The organism is Mucilaginibacter sp. P2_D11 (assembly GCF_056404435.1).
The window spans coordinates 100,614-118,129 of sequence record NZ_JBFUEA010000005.1; the positions used below are offsets into that span (position 1 = coordinate 100,614).

The following is a 17,516-nucleotide window of genomic DNA, read 5'->3' on the forward strand; positions in this document are numbered from 1 at the left end:
ATGCGCCATGTTGCGCAATCTTTTGCTTAAAATATTATCTTTAAGCCATCACTTAATCTATTCTGCAAAGCATGCATTTCTTCCTCTTTTTCGCAGCGTTTTTATTGATAACGCGGGTACGTAAAGTAATCAAATTCACACCGCTAAAAGCCAAGTGGATCACCATAATCAATTTGGCCAGTGTGTTTATTTGGATATTGTTTGGCGTTGTGGTCGACAAGATGGAATCGCCTTATGATTTACTTTTGGGTGATGCTCTGCTTGTTAGTTTGCTTATATATTTAACCCGGGAAGATGATTTCAAAATGATGCGCTTTTACATAGAAGCGCATTATCCGCTGGTTATCGTTGCTTTTTTAGAAGGTATCATAGAATTCATTTCGCCAACGTTTGTAGATAAACACGAATCGGCTTTCAATATCATACTGCTGCTTGCATTCTCCTGGATATTCGCGCGCTGGGCAAGTTCAAAGAAACAGGAGGAGGAATTCCGGGCTGTTAACCAGCAGAACGTAATTTTAGATAAACTGGTCGCCGAGCGTACCGCCGAGCTAACCAGGCAAAAAGATGAACTGCAGGAAGCCGTAAAGCTACTGCAAACCACCCAGCAGCAACTGATACAATCAGAAAAACTGGCGTCGCTGGGCGAACTTACTGCCGGCATTGCGCACGAGATACAGAACCCGCTCAACTTCGTGAACAACTTTAGCGAGGTGAGTATGGAACTGATAGATGAGATGGGAGAGGAGCTAGCCAAAGGCGATACTGAAGAAGCAATGGCCATTGCTAACGACATTAAACAAAACCTGGAGAAGATACGCCACCACGGCAAACGCGCCGATGGCATAGTAAAAGGCATGCTGCAGCACAGCCGCGCCAGCAGCGACGTGCAGGAGCCCACCAACCTCAACAACCTGGCCGATGAATACCTGCGCCTGGCCTATCACGGATTGCGCGCTAAAGACAAAAGCTTCAATGCCGAGCTCGTCACGCATTTCGATGCGGCCTTGCCGATAGTGAACATCGTTCCGCAGGATGTGGGCAGGGTGTTGCTCAATATGTTCAACAATGCTTTTTACGCGGTGCAGCAAAAACAAAAAGCCGGCGCAGCAGGCTTTAAGCCTACCGTTGAAGTAAGCACGGCTACAAAAGGCAAGGAAATAGAAATAAGGGTGAAGGATAATGGTACCGGCATCCCCGAGGAAATTAAGGACAAAATATTGCAACCCTTCTTCACCACAAAACCAACCGGCCAAGGTACCGGGCTTGGCCTGTCTTTAAGTTACGATATCATCGTGAAAGCGCATGGCGGGCAAATAGATATCGAATCGGTTGAGGGGGAGTACACCACCTTTATCATCAAATTACCGCTTTAAACCTGCACCGGCCCATGAGGAAATTTTACCTGGTATGCTTGCTTTTTGTTTTCTTGTCTCCGGCGTTGCGGGCCCAAACAGTGTTGCCCCAGGTTTATCTGGTAAAAACCGATAGCGCAAGTTTTACCGGGTTGGAGGACCAGAACTATCAAATGCTGCCAGACCCATCAGGAAAACTAAGCTTTAAACAGGTTAGTGCGATGCAGTTTAAGCCCAATAAAACCGATGGCTTCCGCATAAAAGATTTTAACACGAAAGTTTATTGGTGTAAATTCAGTTTTAAAAATACGCTTGGCAAGCCTGTGAATGTGGCCTTAATTGGTTCGATGTCGCGGTTAGACGTTTTTGGTATCGATAGCATGGGTATTGTAACCCAAAAAACTACCGGGTATGATGTGCCATGGTCGCAGCGTTCGGGTTTAAAACGGTTCAGGCAGGTGGTTTACACCATGCAGCCGGGTGAGCAAATAACTTTTTTTGAGCGGCAGTACATCGATTTTAAATTAGACAGGCGAATTAGCGTAGACGTTGTTTTTAAATTATTGAAAAACGAACAACGCGACGCTTTGGATTTTTACGAGGACCGCTTAAAAGATGTAAGCATCATCTCATTCCTGTGCGGTATTCTCATACTCGCATCACTTGTAAACCTGTTTTTTTACAGCGTAAGCCGCGAAAAGGTACATTTGTACTTTGCTCTTTTTGGCTTTTTTTACTCGCTGCTGGCGGGTAATTACCCGTTGTACGATGTCTTTTTTAAGGAAATTCCGGTGCTGTCGCGGTTCAATTTCGTTCTCGCGTCGTTTTGTGGGCTTTTTCTATGGAAATTCCTTTCGGTATTTTACAAGGCTACAATGCTCTACCCGCGTTGGTATAAGGTGAGCAATTACCTTAGCTATTGCATATTTGTATCGGCTATTAATATGCTATTTCCTTCAATTATAACGAATATCGCATTATCGGGAGTTTTGGCTAGCATAGTAGCTTTATTTATTGTAAACGCGTTTGTTATACTCTCATTTAGCTTATTCAAAAGCAAAGAGGAAAAGGTATTTAAATTGGTTACCGCGCTGCCATTTTTGTTTATTGGCATTGTTTACCTCATTGCTGATATTATTTACGGTACAGGCGCGGGTGCAAACAACCGCTTTGTGATATTTGTGCATACTTATGGCGGTGATATCACCCTGCTTTGCTTTTACTGGTTGGTAATATTGTTTCTGTGGAAGATGATCCAGCGTTTTCAAATCTTGCAAAAGCAAATCTTGCAGGAGGCCCTGGAACGCGAGGTACTGGCCCGTGAACACGAGGCCGAACGCCTGGATCTGATTGCCTCGCAGAAAGTAGAGCTGGAGCAGCAGGTCATCGAACGCACCGCCGAGCTGCACCAATCTCTTACCAACCTGAAGCAGACGCAGACCCAGTTGGTGCAGTCCGAAAAAATGGCGTCGCTGGGCGAGCTTACCGCCGGCATAGCGCACGAGATACAAAACCCGCTCAACTTCGTCAATAACTTCTCTGAAGTAAGCGTGGAGCTGCTGGATGAATTGGAAGTAGAACTTACCAACGGCGATAAAAACGAAGCCATTGCCATTGCCGGCGATGTAAAACAAAACCTGGTAAAAATATTGCACCACGGCAAACGCGCCGATGGCATCGTAAAAGGCATGCTGCAGCATAGCCGTGCTACAGGTGGCGCAAAAGAACTTGCCGATATTAATAAACTGGCAGAGGAGTACCTGCGCCTGGCCTACCACGGGCTAAGGGCACGGGATAAAACATTCAACGCCGAATTGATAACCGATTTTGATCAAAACCTGCCGCCGGTAAATGTTGTACCGCAGGATATCGGCAGGGTATTACTCAACCTGTTCACAAACGCGTTCTACGCGGTTCAGCAAAAGCAGAAAACTGCACTATCCGACTATAAACCGGCCATATCTATCAGAACATTCGCTCCTCCGTTAGCCAACGGAGGTCGGGGGGCTGTAGTTGTTGTCCGTGATAACGGCACCGGCATCCCGGAAAATATCAAGGATAAGATATTGCAGCCTTTCTTCACCACCAAGCCAACAGGCGAAGGTACCGGGCTTGGTTTATCGCTCAGCTATGATATTATTGTGAAAGCACATGGTGGCAAAATTGAGATAGAAAGTAAAGAGGGGGAATACACAGAATTTACAATTTACATCCCGGCTACAACTTAAAACAGCTATATTTACAAAGCTTATGAAGATATTGGTAGTAGACGATGAAGCGGACGTGCAGCCGCTTTTTCTGCAGCGTTTCCGTAAAGAAATACGTAATAGTGAGATAGAGTTCAGTTTTGCCCAGTCGGGCGAAGAGGCGTTAAATTACCTGCATCAGAAGCAGTCTGAGGTGGTGCTTATCCTCAGCGATATCAATATGCCCGGTATGAGCGGTATCGAGCTGCTTGGCCATATCCGCGAGGATTTTCACAGTCCGCCGCCGCCCGTGGTAATGATGATAACCGCCTACGGCGACGAAGAGAACCACCGCCAGGCTATGGAAAAAGGCGCTAACGACTTTTTAACCAAGCCATTGGATTTTAACCTATTGAAAGAAAAACTAAAAACCTATACCGAGCAATAATGGCCAAGATATTAGTGGTAGATGACGAGGCTGACCTGGAACTACTGGTAAAACAAAAGTTCAGGAAAAAGATAAGGGAGAATATCTACGAATTCGTATTCGCGCAAAACGGCGAAGAGGCCCTGGAAAGAATAAAGGAGCATCCCGACCTGGATATTATCCTCAGCGATATCAACATGCCCATAATGGATGGGCTTACCCTGTTAAGCCGATTGCCCGAGGCAAACCCTATGGTAAAGGCGGTGGTGGTATCGGCATATGGCGATATGCAAAATATACGTGTGGCCATGAACCGTGGCGCCTTTGATTTTATAACTAAACCCGTTGATTTTGAGGACCTGGACCTGACGATGGAGAAAACCATTCTCCATGTGAAACAATTACAGGAAACCATCAAAGCTATCAAAGAGAACAACATCCTGAAGATGTACGTGGATGAGAACGTGCTGAACTTTATGACGCACAAGGAATTTGAAAGCAGCCTGCTAAAGAACGAAACCATCGATGCCACCATTATGTTCGTTGATGTGTGCGGCTTTACCGCCATTACCGAGAACGTACCGGCCAATACAGTGGTAACGCTCATCAATAACCTGTTCGATCATATCGTAAAAGAGATTGTGGCGCAGGGCGGGCACGTGGATAAATTTATGGGCGATGCCGTAATGGCCGTTTTCCGTGGCAACTACCATTTGGATAGGGCTATTGATGCCGCCCTCGCTGCCCGCGCCCATATAGCTGGTATGGATTCCGTACACGCCGGCGACAAAGAATACCGGCCACAGATTGCCATTGGCATCAATGCGGGCGAGGTGATATCGGGCAATATCGGCTCGGCTTCTTTAAAGCGCCTGGATTATACCGTTATAGGTGATGCCGTAAATTTGGCGCAACGCCTGCAGTCGGCGGCAAAAGCAGGGCAGATTATCATCTCCGAAGAAACTTTCCATAAAGCCAAGGAATCGTTCAGCTGCGAAAAAATAGGCGAAGTAAACCTCAAGAACAAAGCCAAACCCGTTACCATATACGAAGTATTGGAATAGGCGTAGATGAAGACCGAATAATGGATTACTGAATAGTTACTGAATTTGGGTTTAGTGCACCACTCACCAGTTCCTACATCTTCCGCTGCGCTTTTTCCCAAACGGAGCTTTGCTTTTTGGTGAAGTAACGGATAATGCCCGCCAGCACGGCATAGTTCATTACGCAGAAGTAATACGGGACGAACAGGGCCTTTACGCGGATATGCCTTTTCTCCATAATAAAGCCTAGAAAGGCCAGCAGGTAAAAGAACACCTGCCCCGCAAATAGAAGCTGGTAAATGATGCCTTGCCCCGCAAAAGCAAGCGCAAAGTTGGTGACAAGGGCTAATATCAAAAAGAAAGGCGTAACCGTCCAACGTAGCACGCGATGGCTCACGTATTGAAAGGATAGCAGAGGGTATTTAAACGAGAACAGGAGGGGCCTCAGCCTCAGGATAGATTGCATGCCGCCTGCGGCTATACGTATCTTGCGTTTAAGTTCTTCGGCAACGTTTTCAGATGCGGTTTCCAATGCGTAGGCCTCCGGTTCGTAAATAATGCGGTAGCCTTTAGCTGCTATCAGCATCGAAATCATAAAATCATCCAGCACAGTATCGGGCGGCACATCCTGGTACAGGCTACGCCTCACGCTGAATAATTCCCCGGCAGCACCTACTACCGAGTACAGTTCCGAATCCCACTTCTTCAGGGCCGATTCGTACTTCCAGTAAAAACCTTCGCCGGCGGCGCTGGCATCGGCGTTAGCATCAATCTGTACGCGTTTTTCACCTGCAACGCTCCCCACGGTAGGGTCGGCGTAATGCCTGCATATCTTCCTGATGGCTTCGGAATTCAAAAAGGTGTTGGCATCAGTAAAAACTACAGATTCGGTATCTACGTATTCCATGGCGCGGTGCACGGCGGCAATCTTGCCTGCACGCCCCGGGCGGTGCAAAAGTTGTATCTGCGGGTATTGGCCTATGATTTCGGCGGTACGGTCAGATGAGCCATCCGTAACGAAAACCAGCTTCAGCTTGCCTGCGGGATAGTTCAGGGCAAGGCTGTTGGCAATCTTTTCGCTTATAAAATGCTCCTCGTTATAAGCTGCGACCACCAGGGTGCAATAGGGCAGCAGTTCGTCGGCGATATCAGTTGGCACTTTGCGGCCTTTTACGGCCCGTTTTATCTTGATGATGATAAGCAGCAATATGCCGTAACCCACAAAGGTGTAAAAGGCAATAAACAGGCTGAGCCAGAATGCGATTTTCATGAAACTTTATTTATGGTGTAGCCTAATTCGGTACTGGTTTTTTTGTGGGTGATGTTCCACCAAACCGCGCGGAAAAGTATGCCGATGAAATTATAACGCTTCTCTTTGATGTAAGTGATGATATTGCGCGGTACCACCATCAGCACAAAGTAGATATAAAATACAAAGGCCTTAAAGGCAGGCGCATTGTGGCGGATGAAAAGGATGCGGTTGCGGTTCATGAAATATTCCTTAAACGGGCTGTTCTTGCCCACCGTCATCGATTCTTTGTGATAGATAACCGCGCCGCCGTGTACCCAGGCCTGGTAGCCCGATTTGTTGATGCGCTCACCCCAATCTACCTCTTCGTAGTAGATAAAGAAGTTATCGGCCATCAGTCCGGCTTTTTCGCAGGTTTCGCGCTTCACCATCATGGCGCCGCCGTGGCAGTAGCCTGTCTGGCCCAAAAAGTTATCGTATTGGCCGGTGTCTTTTTCGCCTTTGCCAATGGCACGGTTGCGGCAGGTATAATAATCAACCAGGGTAAAGCCCATGTACTGGATCAGGCTCCGGTCGAAATCGTAAACCAACTTTGGCGATATGATGCCCACCCCGGGGTGCGTATCCAGTACGTCGACCAACTTCTGCACCAGTCCGGGCGAAAATTCGGTATCGTTGTTCACCAAAAAATAATAATCGCCGGTGGCGGGTTTTATGCCATTATTATTACCGCCCGAGAAACCCAAATTCACTTCTGAACGTATAAACTTCACAGTAGGATATTTTGGTGCCCATTTTGGTATAGGGTTCACGGTGCTGCCGTTATCTACCACGATTACCTCCAGGTTTTCGTAGGTATTGGTTTCGGCGATAGAATCCAACAGTTCTTCTGTTATCTTATCCTGGTTGAAATTGATGGTAACTACGGAAACCCTTTTCATGCAATTGTTTTGTTGTGTGTTTTACGCTATAATATTAGCAAAAGTTGGGCATTTTATAAGTAAAAAATACTTTGGTGGATAATCAATTGATGAATGACGCAGACCTGCTGGAGACCAAGGCAGAAGAACTGGTACTTTTGCTGAGCAAAGGAGGGATGGATGTTGACCGCATGAAAGCCATACAGCAGAAAGTTATCAACGCTTTCGATGCGGCATCGCTGCCTCAAAAGATAGAGGCTTTTAAAGACATTGATACCAGCCAGGACAGGTTGGAACTGCTCAACAGTTTCGAGTACCTGCTTTCGCAGCATCAACTGGATAGCGAGGTTACCAGGAAGTACATCACCCGCGAACGTGTCAAAAAAATGGTGGTGATTATCATCGGAATCATCATGATAACGCTCGGCATGGCCATGATTATTATGCCCGCGCCGCCGTACTTCGAAATGTTCACGGTATTTTATTTCAATCCCAACGATGGGGTTACCCTAATGGATATCATATCGCTGCTTATCATATTTACGGGCGTATATTTGTTCCTTAGCTCGGTTATTAAAAAGCCGGGCGCATAAGCCACCCAAATGCCTGCATCCAAAAAAATATTATTGGTTGATGATAACCCGCTGGTGCTGGAGATGATGGGCCGCGCACTGAGCAAAGAGGGTTTCGAATGCATGAAGGCAACTTCGGCACAGCAGGCCACCCAAATGCTGCAACAACAACGGCCGGATATTATCCTGTCTGACTACCACATGCCCGAAGTGAATGGCTTCCAATTCCGCCAGCAGTTGCTTGGTGATGCCGCTTACAGCGATATCCCTTTTATGTTCCTGAGCAGCGAGGTGGATAACCAGGTGATGCTGCAGGGCATAAACCTGGATGCCGTTGATTATATACTGAAAGATACGCCCGTAGCAGTAGTCGTAAGTAAAATCAACAATTTCCTGAATACCGTGCGCGAGCAGCACGAACGTGCGCTTAAAGAGCTGAGCAAGGCGGCTATGGCACTCAACCTGCATTCGGTGCCAAAGGCATTACCCGGGATGAAGGGATTCGAGGCGGATTTTTGGCATAAACCTTTCCAAAATTATCCGGGGGGGGATTTTATAGATTTCATTAAGATAGACGAGCAATACACCTTTATAGTACTGGGCGACGTGATGGGGAAGAAGTGGGGTGCCTGGTACTTCTCCTTCGGTTTCCTGAGCTATATCCGCGCGGCGGTGCGTATTTGCATTACCGAAGGAAATTTCTCTACCAAAAGCATCCTGCAAAAAATAAATGTTGTGGTATATCACGATCCCGTAGTGAGTGATGTACTTTCGAGCTTATCCCTCGTGCTGCTGGATAGCGAGGCAGGGACGCTTAAATACTCGGGCGCGGGCGATCTGCCCCTGCTTTATTATAAGAGCGCGGAAAAAGAGCTATCGCAGGTACGCTCGGCTGGTATGCTGCTTGGCTTGATGCCCGATGGAGATTTCGACGAGATATTACTTGAACTAAATCCCGGCGACCAGCTATTTATCTTCACGGACGGCCTGATTGATACCGAAACGCCCGATGGTAAAAAAACGGATTATGTAGCCTTCGAGGAGGCGCTATTGCCTTATTTAGGCAGGCCATTTGGCGAGTTCAAGAAAAGCACATTCCTGGCCGAAAAGGTAAACAACCAGGTGGACGATTGCAGCTTAATATATTTACAAAAAACAGCAGGATGATATTGAAGACCCAATGGTATGCAGATGCCGCAACGGCAGGCGTACAGGTAAAAGAAGCCAACTTAACTATAGCCGACGCTTTTAAGGCAGAGCTGCTTGCGCTGATAGATGGCGGTGCCAAATATGTAGCGGTAGATTTGGAACAGGTGGTGTATGTAGATAGCTCATTTTTGGGCGCGCTGGTATCGGCACTTAAGCATGCCATGGCCAACAAGGCCGATATCGTAGTATGCGGTCTCAATAAGGATGTACTGGGGCTTTTCCAGTTGATACGGCTGGATAAGGCGTTCAGGATATATGGCACGGCAGCAGAAGCCTTACAAAACCGCGCCAATTAACATGAACACCCTGGAAGCTCGCAAATTCGTTTTCGGCAACACAGCGGAGCAGCTTTACCCCTTGGTGATGGAGATACTGGGCTTCATTAAGAGCGAGGTGAACATAGATGAACCGACCGAGCAAAAGGCCCGCATGGTACTGATAGAATTGCTCACCAATGCCATCAAACACGGCGGCACGACCGAAAGTATGCTGGAGGTAATTGCAACAGAAGACAAAATTATCATCAAAAAAACCGATATTGGTGAAACCTTGGCCCTGCAATGCGACGGTTTGTTATACAAATGGCCTTTGCCGGGCAATCACCAGGGCGGGCACAGCCTTACTATTTATGGCGACGATACCTACACCCTGAAAGCGCAATTAGCCAATGGTTGCCGCGTAAGGTTTTTTATACAAGAAATCACAAAACCGGCCGCCAATGCGTTATACAACCTGCCCGAACATTTTGGGCTGATGATCATCACCCGGGCATGCCTGGCGTTCGAATACGAATTTGATATAGCAACCTGTACCAATAATTTTACGGCCACGTTAGAGGTTGGCTTGCAAACCTAAAATACTACAACCCCTGTTTAATGGGCGATACGGCACCCCAAACATTAAAAAAAACTTACGTTTACGTCCCAAATCTGGATGGGCTGAGGGCTATTGCCGCCCTGAGGGTGGTACTATCGCACATACAACTCCATAAAGGCCTGCAGGGTTTCCAAAACACCGATTGGCATCCCTTTCGTACTATGAGTTAGATCGGTACTTCTTGCGCATCAAGTCGCGGTTCCAAAAGGTGACGCAAAACAAACCGGCTATCGATGCCTGAGGCATTATAATTTTCCGCAGTATCCATCCCGTAATTCCCCGGCATTTTTATACTTTTAAACTACCAATGCAAAATCGTATGGCAATAAGCTTCTGGGCCAAACACCGTTCCGTTATCCTGTACGGCGTATCGCTTGCGGCTTTATTGCTGTTGATGAAATGGCTGGAGTGGCAGTTCATCATATTGGATCATGCTTTCGAGATCTACGCGGGCATCGTAGCCTTTATTTTTACCGGCCTGGGCATTTGGCTGGCCCTCAAACTGAGCAAACCCAAAATCATCACAGTAGAAAAGCAGGTCATCGTAAACACTACTACATTCGTTTTCGATGAACGCGCTTTTAACGAAACCGGCATGAGCCGCCGCGAACTGGAAGTGCTTGAACTGATGGCCGGCGGACTGAGCAACCAGCAAATTGCCGAGAAGCTGTTCGTATCTTTAAATACCATCAAAACGCATTCATCCAAAGTGTTCGAAAAACTGGAAGTGGAGAGGCGCACGCAGGCCATAGAAAAGGCCAAACGGCTTAGCCTTATACCCTGACCGGCTGTAGTACTTTAGCATGAATAGGGCTGATATGGCCAAAATCACCCTAAAGTATGAGGGGAAAGATAAGCCGAACCCACACCTTTGAGCCATAAACTTTAAAACATAGAACACATGAAAAAGAACGTATGGGTATTTGGATTGATAAGCGGCTTGCTGATATCCGTTTTTATGACAGGCAGTATGGCTTATTGTTACCAGCCGGGGCACTCGGGCGGCAGTATGGTGGTGGGCTATTCGGCCATGCTGCTGGCTTTCTCGCTGATATTCGTAGCAGTAAAGAATCAGCGGGATAAGTACGACGGCGGCGTTATTAGCTTTGGCAAAGCCTTCAAGATAGGCCTGCTCATCAGCCTCATCTGTTCTACCATGTACTTAATTGCCTGGGCGGTCGAATACCATTTTTACATGCCCGATTTTATGGAAAGATATACTGCGGGCAAAATTAATGCCTTGCAAAGCAGTGGCGCCACAGCTGTTGAAATTGCCCGGAAAACTAAAGAATACCGTGCCGACGCAATATCGTACAACAACCCTTTCATATTTGCGGGATACACGTATATGGAAATTTTTCCCGTAGGGCTTATCGTTTCGGCCATTACCGCATTGATCCTGAAAAAGAAAACCAACACAGATACTTTAGCATCAGCATAATTATACTTTATGAAGATTACGGTAACCAGTATTTTAGTAGACGACCAGGAGAAGGCCCTGCAATTCTACACCGAAAACCAGGCTGTAATTTGATAAAGCTATATAAAATGCCGGGGTAGGGTTTTCTATTTAACCACAAAGCACACGAAGTATCTGCGTATTTGTAAGCACAAGGCCACAAAGTTTTTTCTTTGTGGCCTTTGTATTTAAACCTTTGTACGCTTTGTGGTTAAAAACACAAAGCCTATTTATGCTTCGTAAATATCCTGAAGATATCATTACCGAAAGCGAAGACCATCAGGGATATCAGCAATACGAAACCCACGATCTGCGCACGTTCTAAAAATTTATCGCTTAGCGGTTTACCTTTTACCATCTCTATGAGGAGGAAGACCGTGTGCCCGCCATCCAGCCCCGGTATCGGCAGCAGGTTGGTGAGCGCCAGCACCATCGAGAGGAAGCCAACGAGCGTCCAGAAGCGTATCCAATCGATGGTACCACCAAACATCTGCGCTATGCGTATCGGGCTGGATACTGCCTTGGTGGCCTTCACCTGTCCCGAGAATATTTTTTTGATGCCCTTGGCATTGCTCGCGAACATATCCCATGCTTTGGCGGCCCCAATAGGCAACGAAGCAAAAAAACTGTATTTAGCGGTAACCAGGTTACCTAACACTTCCTTTTTGGGGCGGTAAAAACCAATGCGCCCGGTACTGTCAACTTTGGCAGTTATGGCTACGGTAGTATCTTTCCTTTTTACCGAAAGCTGTACCTGCTTGTTTTTGTTTGCTTGCAAAAGAGCCTGGAACTCATCGAAGAATTGCACGGGCTTGCTGTTTACGGCTAGTATGCTATCGCCCTTTTGCAGTCCGGCTTTTTTAGAATCGCCGAAAACCGAATCGACGCTGAACTTGCTGCGCGGCGCACGGCTTATAAAATCCTCGATGCCATCGTCAGAAAGGTCGTTCAGGATAGTCGACGGCACCTTGATATCCAAATGCTCGGTACCACGCTCTACGTTCAATACTGTGTTATCCAGCAGCACTTTAGAGTTGCTCAAGTCGTCGAAGCGCTCTACTGTTTTGCCGTTTATAGTGGGGATTTTATCACCCGCCCGCAAACCTATTTTCTTGCCGATAACGCCCGGCACTATACCGTATTTGGCATTGGCGTTAGGCGTATAAGTTTCGCCGTATTTAAATACCAGCATCCAAAATATAAATATGCCTACGATAATGTTTACGATAATACCGCCAAGCATTACGATGAGGCGCTGCCAGGCCGGTTTAGAACGAAACTCGTGGGGCTGCGGCGGGCCGGCCAACTGGTCGGTATCCATCGATTCATCTATCATCCCCGATATTTTTACGTAGCCGCCAAGGGGCAGCCAGCCTATACCGTATTCAACGCCTTTATAGTTAAATTTAAAAAGGCTGAAATTCCATGCATCAAAGAACAGGTAAAACTTCTCTACTCTTATCCCAAAGGCGCGGGCTGCTATAAAATGCCCAAATTCGTGCAGTATCACTAAAATCGAAAGACCAAGTATCAGTTGGCCCACCATAATCAATATATCCATTCGTTGTTATTTCTCGTTAAGATCGTATGCCTTTAACGGCATTTGCATTATTAAATTTTGCGCAAATATGCGTGTTTCTTTATCGGTATTCAAATAGTCGGCAAGCGTGGGTTGCGCTATGTAAGCCATCTTGGCCATGCAGGTTTCTATAATATCGCTCATTGCCAAAAAGCCGGTATCATTATTCAGGAAAGCTGCCACCGCTACCTCATTGGCCGCATTTACGATGCAGGGCATATTCCCCTTGCGGTCCAGCGCCTCGTAGGCCATCTTCAGGTTACGGAAGGTGTTTATATCCGCTTTCTCGAACGTGAGGTTGGGGTAGTCCACAAAATCGAAACGCTTGAAATTGTTTTTGATGCGGTTTGGGTAGGAGAGGGCGTATTGTATCGGCAGCTTCATATCGGGCAGGCCCATCTGCGCCTTTATAGAGCCATCCTCGAATTGCACCAGCGAGTGGATAATAGATTGCGGGTGTACGATAACATCTATCTGCTCTGCCTCCAAACCGAAAAGCCACTTAGCCTCAATTACCTCAAGGCCTTTGTTCATTAACGATGCCGAGTCGATAGTTATTTTAGCACCCATTACCCAGTTAGGGTGCTTAAGGGCATGCTCGCGCGTAACGCCGGCCAAAAACTCCGTGGTTTTGCCCCGGAAAGGCCCGCCTGATGCGGTAAGGATTATCTTCTCTATTGGGTTGTTCTCTTCGCCCGCCAGGCACTGGAATATGGCAGAGTGCTCGCTATCTACCGGTAATATCTTTACGTTATGTTCTTTGGCAAGGCCGGTAATCAGTTCGCCGGCTACTACCAGCGTTTCTTTGTTGGCCAACGCTATGTCTTTGCCCGCCTTTATGGCATTGATGGTGGGTTCCAGTCCGGCGAAGCCAACCATGGCCGTTAGTACGATATGGATATCCGGATGGGTAACCATATCTTTTATGGCCTGGTATCCTGTCAATACTTTAACAGGCAGATGGGCAAGGGCAGCCTTTACTTCGGCATATTTGCTTTCATCGCATATGATGACATATTCCGGCACGAATGCTATAGCCTGCTGTATTAGCAGATAGGCGTTAGTGTATCCGGTTATCATAAACGCACGGAAAAGGCCGGGGTTATCTTTAATAACATCCAGCGTTTGCGTGCCTATGCTACCGGTAGAGCCGAGTATGGCAATGTTTTTAATTGGAGTACTCAATTACAATATCTATTGTACACGTCATTGCGAGGAACGAAGCAATCTCTAAATAAGCAGATCCGGTATGCATAGCCGGGAGATTGCTTCGTTCCTTATAATGACGATTGGTGTTTAATTTATGATATATGAAACTAACTCGTCTGCTATTTTCCTGTCGTTTGATAGCCTCGGCACTTTGTTTTGCCCCCCAAGCTTACCCTGGCTGCGCATATAGCTTATAAAGGTATCCTTTTTTAGCCTATTGACTATCAACGGCTGCAAAATGTTACCCTCTATTAGGTCGAAATAGTAAATATTTTTCTTCTGCAATGCGGCATCTACTTTCAGGGCGAACGCCTTTATATCGGCTGGCTCTTTGCCAAATTCTATAAACCATTCGTGGTAAGGCAGTTCGCCCACTTTTGGCGTTACCTGCGGAGCCACGGTAAATTCTATTACGTCAACGCCTTCGGCTGCGGCTACGCCCATCAGCGCCTGCTCCACTTCTTCGCCTATTACGTGTTCGCCAAAGGCGGAGATATAATGCTTGATGCGACCTGTCACCACGATTTTATACGGGTTCCTCGATACGAATTTGATGGTATCACCCAGGCTGTAACCCCAAAGGCCGGCGCTGGTGTTCATGATAAGGGCGTAGTTGCGCTCCAGTTCTATATCTTTTAGGTTGATGCGGGTAGGGGCATCGTTAAAGTACTCGTCGCTGGGGATAAACTCGTAGAAGATCCCGGCATCTACCATTAGCAGCAGGCCTTTTTCGCGCTGCGAATCCTGGAAAGCAATGAAGCCTTCTGATGCCGGGTAGGTTTCTATAGAGTCGATTTTATCACCAATTACCTCTTCCATACGGGCGCGGTAAGGCTCGTAGTTTACGCCCCCGTGTACGAATAGCTTAAAATTCGGGAAGATATCCTTCACCTTTTTGCCTCCTGACGCGGCCGAAAGCCGGTCGAAATACATTTGGCACCAGGGCGGTATGCCGGAGATGAGACGCATATCCTCGTTTAGGGTTTCAGCTACGATGGCATCTACCTTTTGCTCCCAGTCCTCTATGCAATTGGTTTCGTAGCTGGGCATGCGATTCTTCTGCAAATATTGCGGTACGTGGTGGGCCACGATGCCCGATAAACGTCCTACGGAGATACCTTCTTTTTCGCTTAGCACCGGGCTTCCCTGCAGGAAAATCATTTTGCCATCTACAAAATCGGCTTTGCCTGTTTCGTGGATATAGCTGAGCAAAGCATTGCGGGCGGCCTTGATATGCTGCGGCATGCTTTCTTTAGAAATAGGGATATATTTTACACCCGAGGTAGTACCCGATGTTTTGGCCAGGTAAGCGGGTTTGCCGGGCCACAGCACATTGGCTTCGCCGGTGGTTACGCGTTCGATGTAGGGGCGCAGATCCTCGTAATCGCGGATGGGGACTTGTTTCTTGAAATCTTCGTAATTGTTGATCGCAGCAAAGCCGTGGTCTTTACCAAAGGCGGTATCTTTTGCGGCATGGATGAGGTCGGTAAAGGTCTTTTGTTGCAGGGCAAGGCCGTTTTGGCGGATATTATCTAATTGCCGGTTCACAAAAAAGGCAAATGCCTTGCTCAGTATCGCTTTCAGGCCCATTGTTAATTGGTTTCGGCAATATCATCGTCAACGTCCTGGTGACTATAAACCAATCTTTTATAGGTGGTCATAATCATCACCTGCACGGTGGGGAACGAAATGGCAAACCATATAATACCGGCAATTTTCAGCACGTAGGCCATACTCTTGCTTTCTTCGCTGATAAAAAGCGTGATAACACCGTTGATAATCAATAGTAGTATGGCGATGAACAGGAACACGATCAAAATAATAGCTACCAGTTTAAAGAAATTGTTTTTGGTGATCCTGAAACTCTGTACCAAAGCTTCGAACGGACCCGAATCGTCGTCTACGATAAAACACAGGCAAAAAACAGACCTGATGAGCAAATAAGCCAATGACAGTATCTCAATTTTATCGAGTATGAACATCAGTGTTGTGTTCTCCCTCAGGAAGAAGTTTATCAGGATTACCACGCCTATCAAAATTACGAACGCCAGGGCCACGCTCACGAAATTCAGCGCCATCTTGAAAGTAGGTACGATATCCTTAAATTCGAATTCGTAATATTCTTTATGGATGAGCGTCAGGATTAGTTTATAGAAACTTAGCGTGAGGTACGATTGAACCAGCATCATAAACAGTACCACCACCATTTTGCTGTACAAGTTATCGGTGAAGTAGAACAAGGAAGTTAAGATGCTGATGAACTGGTATAGTACTAAAGTAATTATAGAGTAAATGATAAGAGAAATATAATTCTTCTTGAGTACATCCCAAGCGGATTTGATAGTCTCTATAATTGAAAATGGATGGTACATACTACGTTCTTAAGATCTTTTTAACACAACCCGCTTCCAATAATCCTGTATAAACCCTAACCCGTAGGCAGTCAGTTGAGTGAAGGCAGCAATAATGCTCAAAAATGCGATTTTTGCCGATTTGTTTTGCCACAACGAGTGAAAAAATATCAACAAAATAATAAGCATGACTATGATATTACAAAAAATAGCTATTGGCCAGCTTAATAAGTTGACGATAATAGTGAATAGTAAGCCCAGCGTGAATATTGCAGGGAAGAAGTGCACGGCCTTCAACTGATCAGGGAAAAACTTATATACGTTTATCCTGGCCCTGCCAAAAAAGTGCAGCTGCTTATAAAATTTAAGGAAGCTGGTACGGCGCTTATGGTACACAATGGCTTCGGGGATGAGGCCTATCTTATAGCCTAAAGAATGTATGCGGATGCTGTATTCGATATCTTCGCCCAGGCGGGTGATGATAAAGCCGCCTGCGTTTTCCCACACCTTTCGCGATATGCCCATATTGAAGCTGCGCGGATGGAACTGCCCGATACCTTTTTTGTTGCCGCGGATGCCACCGGTGGTGAAAGGGGAGGTCATGCTGTAGCTGATGGCCTTTTGGATGGGCGTGAACGACTCATGCGCGCCGTCGGGCCCGCCATAAGCATCCAGCCAGTCGGCTGCCAACGAATCGTTTACGATCTGCAGGTAATTGGCAGGTATCAAACAATCCGAATCGAAAATGATAAAGTAATCACCCTTTGCCCGTTCAAAGCCGTAGTTGCGCGTAAAGCCCTGGCCCTCGTTGGCTTTTTCGAAGTATCGAACATCCAACGTACCGGCATATTTCTTTACAATTTCCCCTGCCTTTTGGGTAGATCCATCCTCAATAACCAATACCTCAAACGCCTTATACGTTTGCAGGGTAAGCGTACCGAGCAATTCGTCGATCTCCTGCGGGCGGTTATATAAAGGGATGATGATGGAGAAAAACATTCTTCTTAGATATGAGATATTAGATTTGAGATTTGAGACCGAAGCGAAAAGTAATAGAGAAGAGGCCGGATGTAATGTCCTG

17 protein-coding genes are annotated in these 17,516 nt (G+C 46.6%); 10 read left to right on the plus strand and 7 right to left on the minus strand.

The annotated features are described in order from the left end of the window. The first annotated feature begins 71 nt into the window (after nt 1-71). Genes AC1DXC_RS09025 through AC1DXC_RS09040 form a run of 4 tightly spaced genes read left to right on the plus strand, consistent with a single transcriptional unit; the run spans nt 72 to nt 5,032 of the window. Nucleotides 72-1,376, plus strand: coding sequence for a sensor histidine kinase (locus AC1DXC_RS09025; protein ID WP_477458820.1), 1,305 nt, complete (start codon nt 72-74; stop codon nt 1,374-1,376). Between the two features lie 14 nt (nt 1,377-1,390). Beyond that, entirely contained in the window at nt 1,391-3,583 is a 2,193-nt protein-coding gene (locus AC1DXC_RS09030) for a sensor histidine kinase (protein WP_477458821.1), read from the plus strand. Between the two features lie 22 nt (nt 3,584-3,605). Next, nucleotides 3,606-3,989 (plus strand): response regulator, encoded by a 384-nt coding sequence (locus AC1DXC_RS09035; RefSeq protein ID WP_477458822.1) that lies wholly within the window; start codon nt 3,606-3,608, stop codon nt 3,987-3,989. Further along, a complete protein-coding gene (locus tag AC1DXC_RS09040; protein WP_477458823.1) occupies nt 3,989-5,032 on the plus strand; it encodes an adenylate/guanylate cyclase domain-containing protein in 1,044 nt (347 codons plus the stop codon). The genes AC1DXC_RS09035 and AC1DXC_RS09040 overlap by 1 nt, the downstream gene beginning before the upstream one ends. A 73-nt stretch (nt 5,033-5,105) precedes the next feature. Here the strand turns inward: AC1DXC_RS09040 and AC1DXC_RS09045 are convergent, their stop codons facing one another. After that, a complete protein-coding gene (locus AC1DXC_RS09045) occupies nt 5,106-6,281 on the minus strand; it encodes a glycosyltransferase family 2 protein (RefSeq protein WP_477458824.1) in 1,176 nt (391 codons plus the stop codon). After that, nucleotides 6,278-7,201 (minus strand): glycosyltransferase family 2 protein, encoded by a 924-nt coding sequence (locus AC1DXC_RS09050; RefSeq protein ID WP_477458825.1) that lies wholly within the window; start codon nt 7,199-7,201, stop codon nt 6,278-6,280. Before AC1DXC_RS09050 ends, AC1DXC_RS09045 begins: the two co-directional genes overlap by 4 nt. Before the next feature lie 89 nt (nt 7,202-7,290). Between AC1DXC_RS09050 and AC1DXC_RS09055 the strand changes: the two genes are divergently transcribed. The 6 genes from AC1DXC_RS09055 to AC1DXC_RS09080 all read left to right on the plus strand — a co-directional run bounded on the left by AC1DXC_RS09055 (nt 7,291) and on the right by AC1DXC_RS09080 (nt 11,278). Next, entirely contained in the window at nt 7,291-7,773 is a 483-nt protein-coding gene (locus AC1DXC_RS09055) for a hypothetical protein (protein WP_477458826.1), read from the plus strand. Between the two features lie 9 nt (nt 7,774-7,782). Next, on the plus strand, nt 7,783-8,919 hold the full coding sequence (locus AC1DXC_RS09060; RefSeq protein ID WP_477458827.1) for a SpoIIE family protein phosphatase: 1,137 nt from the start codon (nt 7,783-7,785) through the stop codon (nt 8,917-8,919). Beyond that, entirely contained in the window at nt 8,916-9,257 is a 342-nt protein-coding gene (locus tag AC1DXC_RS09065) for an STAS domain-containing protein (protein ID WP_477458828.1), read from the plus strand. Before AC1DXC_RS09060 ends, AC1DXC_RS09065 begins: the two co-directional genes overlap by 4 nt. 1 nt (nt 9,258) lies before the next feature. Beyond that, nucleotides 9,259-9,816 (plus strand): hypothetical protein, encoded by a 558-nt coding sequence (locus AC1DXC_RS09070; protein WP_477458829.1) that lies wholly within the window; start codon nt 9,259-9,261, stop codon nt 9,814-9,816. 340 nt (nt 9,817-10,156) lie between these two features. After that, the gene (locus AC1DXC_RS09075) at nt 10,157-10,621 is read left to right on the plus strand and encodes a helix-turn-helix transcriptional regulator (protein WP_477458830.1); all 465 of its coding nucleotides are present in this window, start codon (nt 10,157-10,159) and stop codon (nt 10,619-10,621) included. Nucleotides 10,622-10,738: 117 nt separating this feature from the next. Next, nucleotides 10,739-11,278, plus strand: a complete 540-nt coding sequence (locus tag AC1DXC_RS09080) for a DUF4199 domain-containing protein (RefSeq protein ID WP_477458831.1) — start codon at nt 10,739-10,741, stop codon at nt 11,276-11,278. A gap of 244 nt (nt 11,279-11,522) precedes the next feature. On the opposite strand, the gene rseP is transcribed toward AC1DXC_RS09080, so the two are convergent. The 5 genes from rseP to AC1DXC_RS09105 all read right to left on the minus strand — a co-directional run bounded on the left by rseP (nt 11,523) and on the right by AC1DXC_RS09105 (nt 17,434). Continuing rightward, a complete protein-coding gene (gene rseP, locus AC1DXC_RS09085) occupies nt 11,523-12,857 on the minus strand; it encodes an RIP metalloprotease RseP (RefSeq protein WP_477458832.1) in 1,335 nt (444 codons plus the stop codon). Nucleotides 12,858-12,863: 6 nt separating this feature from the next. Then, nucleotides 12,864-14,060 carry a 1-deoxy-D-xylulose-5-phosphate reductoisomerase gene (locus tag AC1DXC_RS09090; protein WP_477458833.1) on the minus strand — a complete coding sequence of 399 codons (1,197 nt, stop codon included), beginning with the start codon at nt 14,058-14,060 and terminating at the stop codon, nt 12,864-12,866. A gap of 111 nt (nt 14,061-14,171) precedes the next feature. Continuing rightward, nucleotides 14,172-15,674: a GH3 auxin-responsive promoter family protein gene (locus tag AC1DXC_RS09095; protein ID WP_477458834.1), complete on the minus strand. Its 1,503-nt coding sequence runs from the start codon at nt 15,672-15,674 to the stop codon at nt 14,172-14,174. A 2-nt stretch (nt 15,675-15,676) separates the two neighbouring features. Next, entirely contained in the window at nt 15,677-16,456 is a 780-nt protein-coding gene (locus AC1DXC_RS09100; RefSeq protein ID WP_477458835.1) for a hypothetical protein, read from the minus strand. 9 nt (nt 16,457-16,465) lie between these two features. After that, nucleotides 16,466-17,434 carry a glycosyltransferase family 2 protein gene (locus tag AC1DXC_RS09105; RefSeq protein WP_477458836.1) on the minus strand — a complete coding sequence of 323 codons (969 nt, stop codon included), beginning with the start codon at nt 17,432-17,434 and terminating at the stop codon, nt 16,466-16,468. Nucleotides 17,435-17,516: the final 82 nt, after the last annotated feature.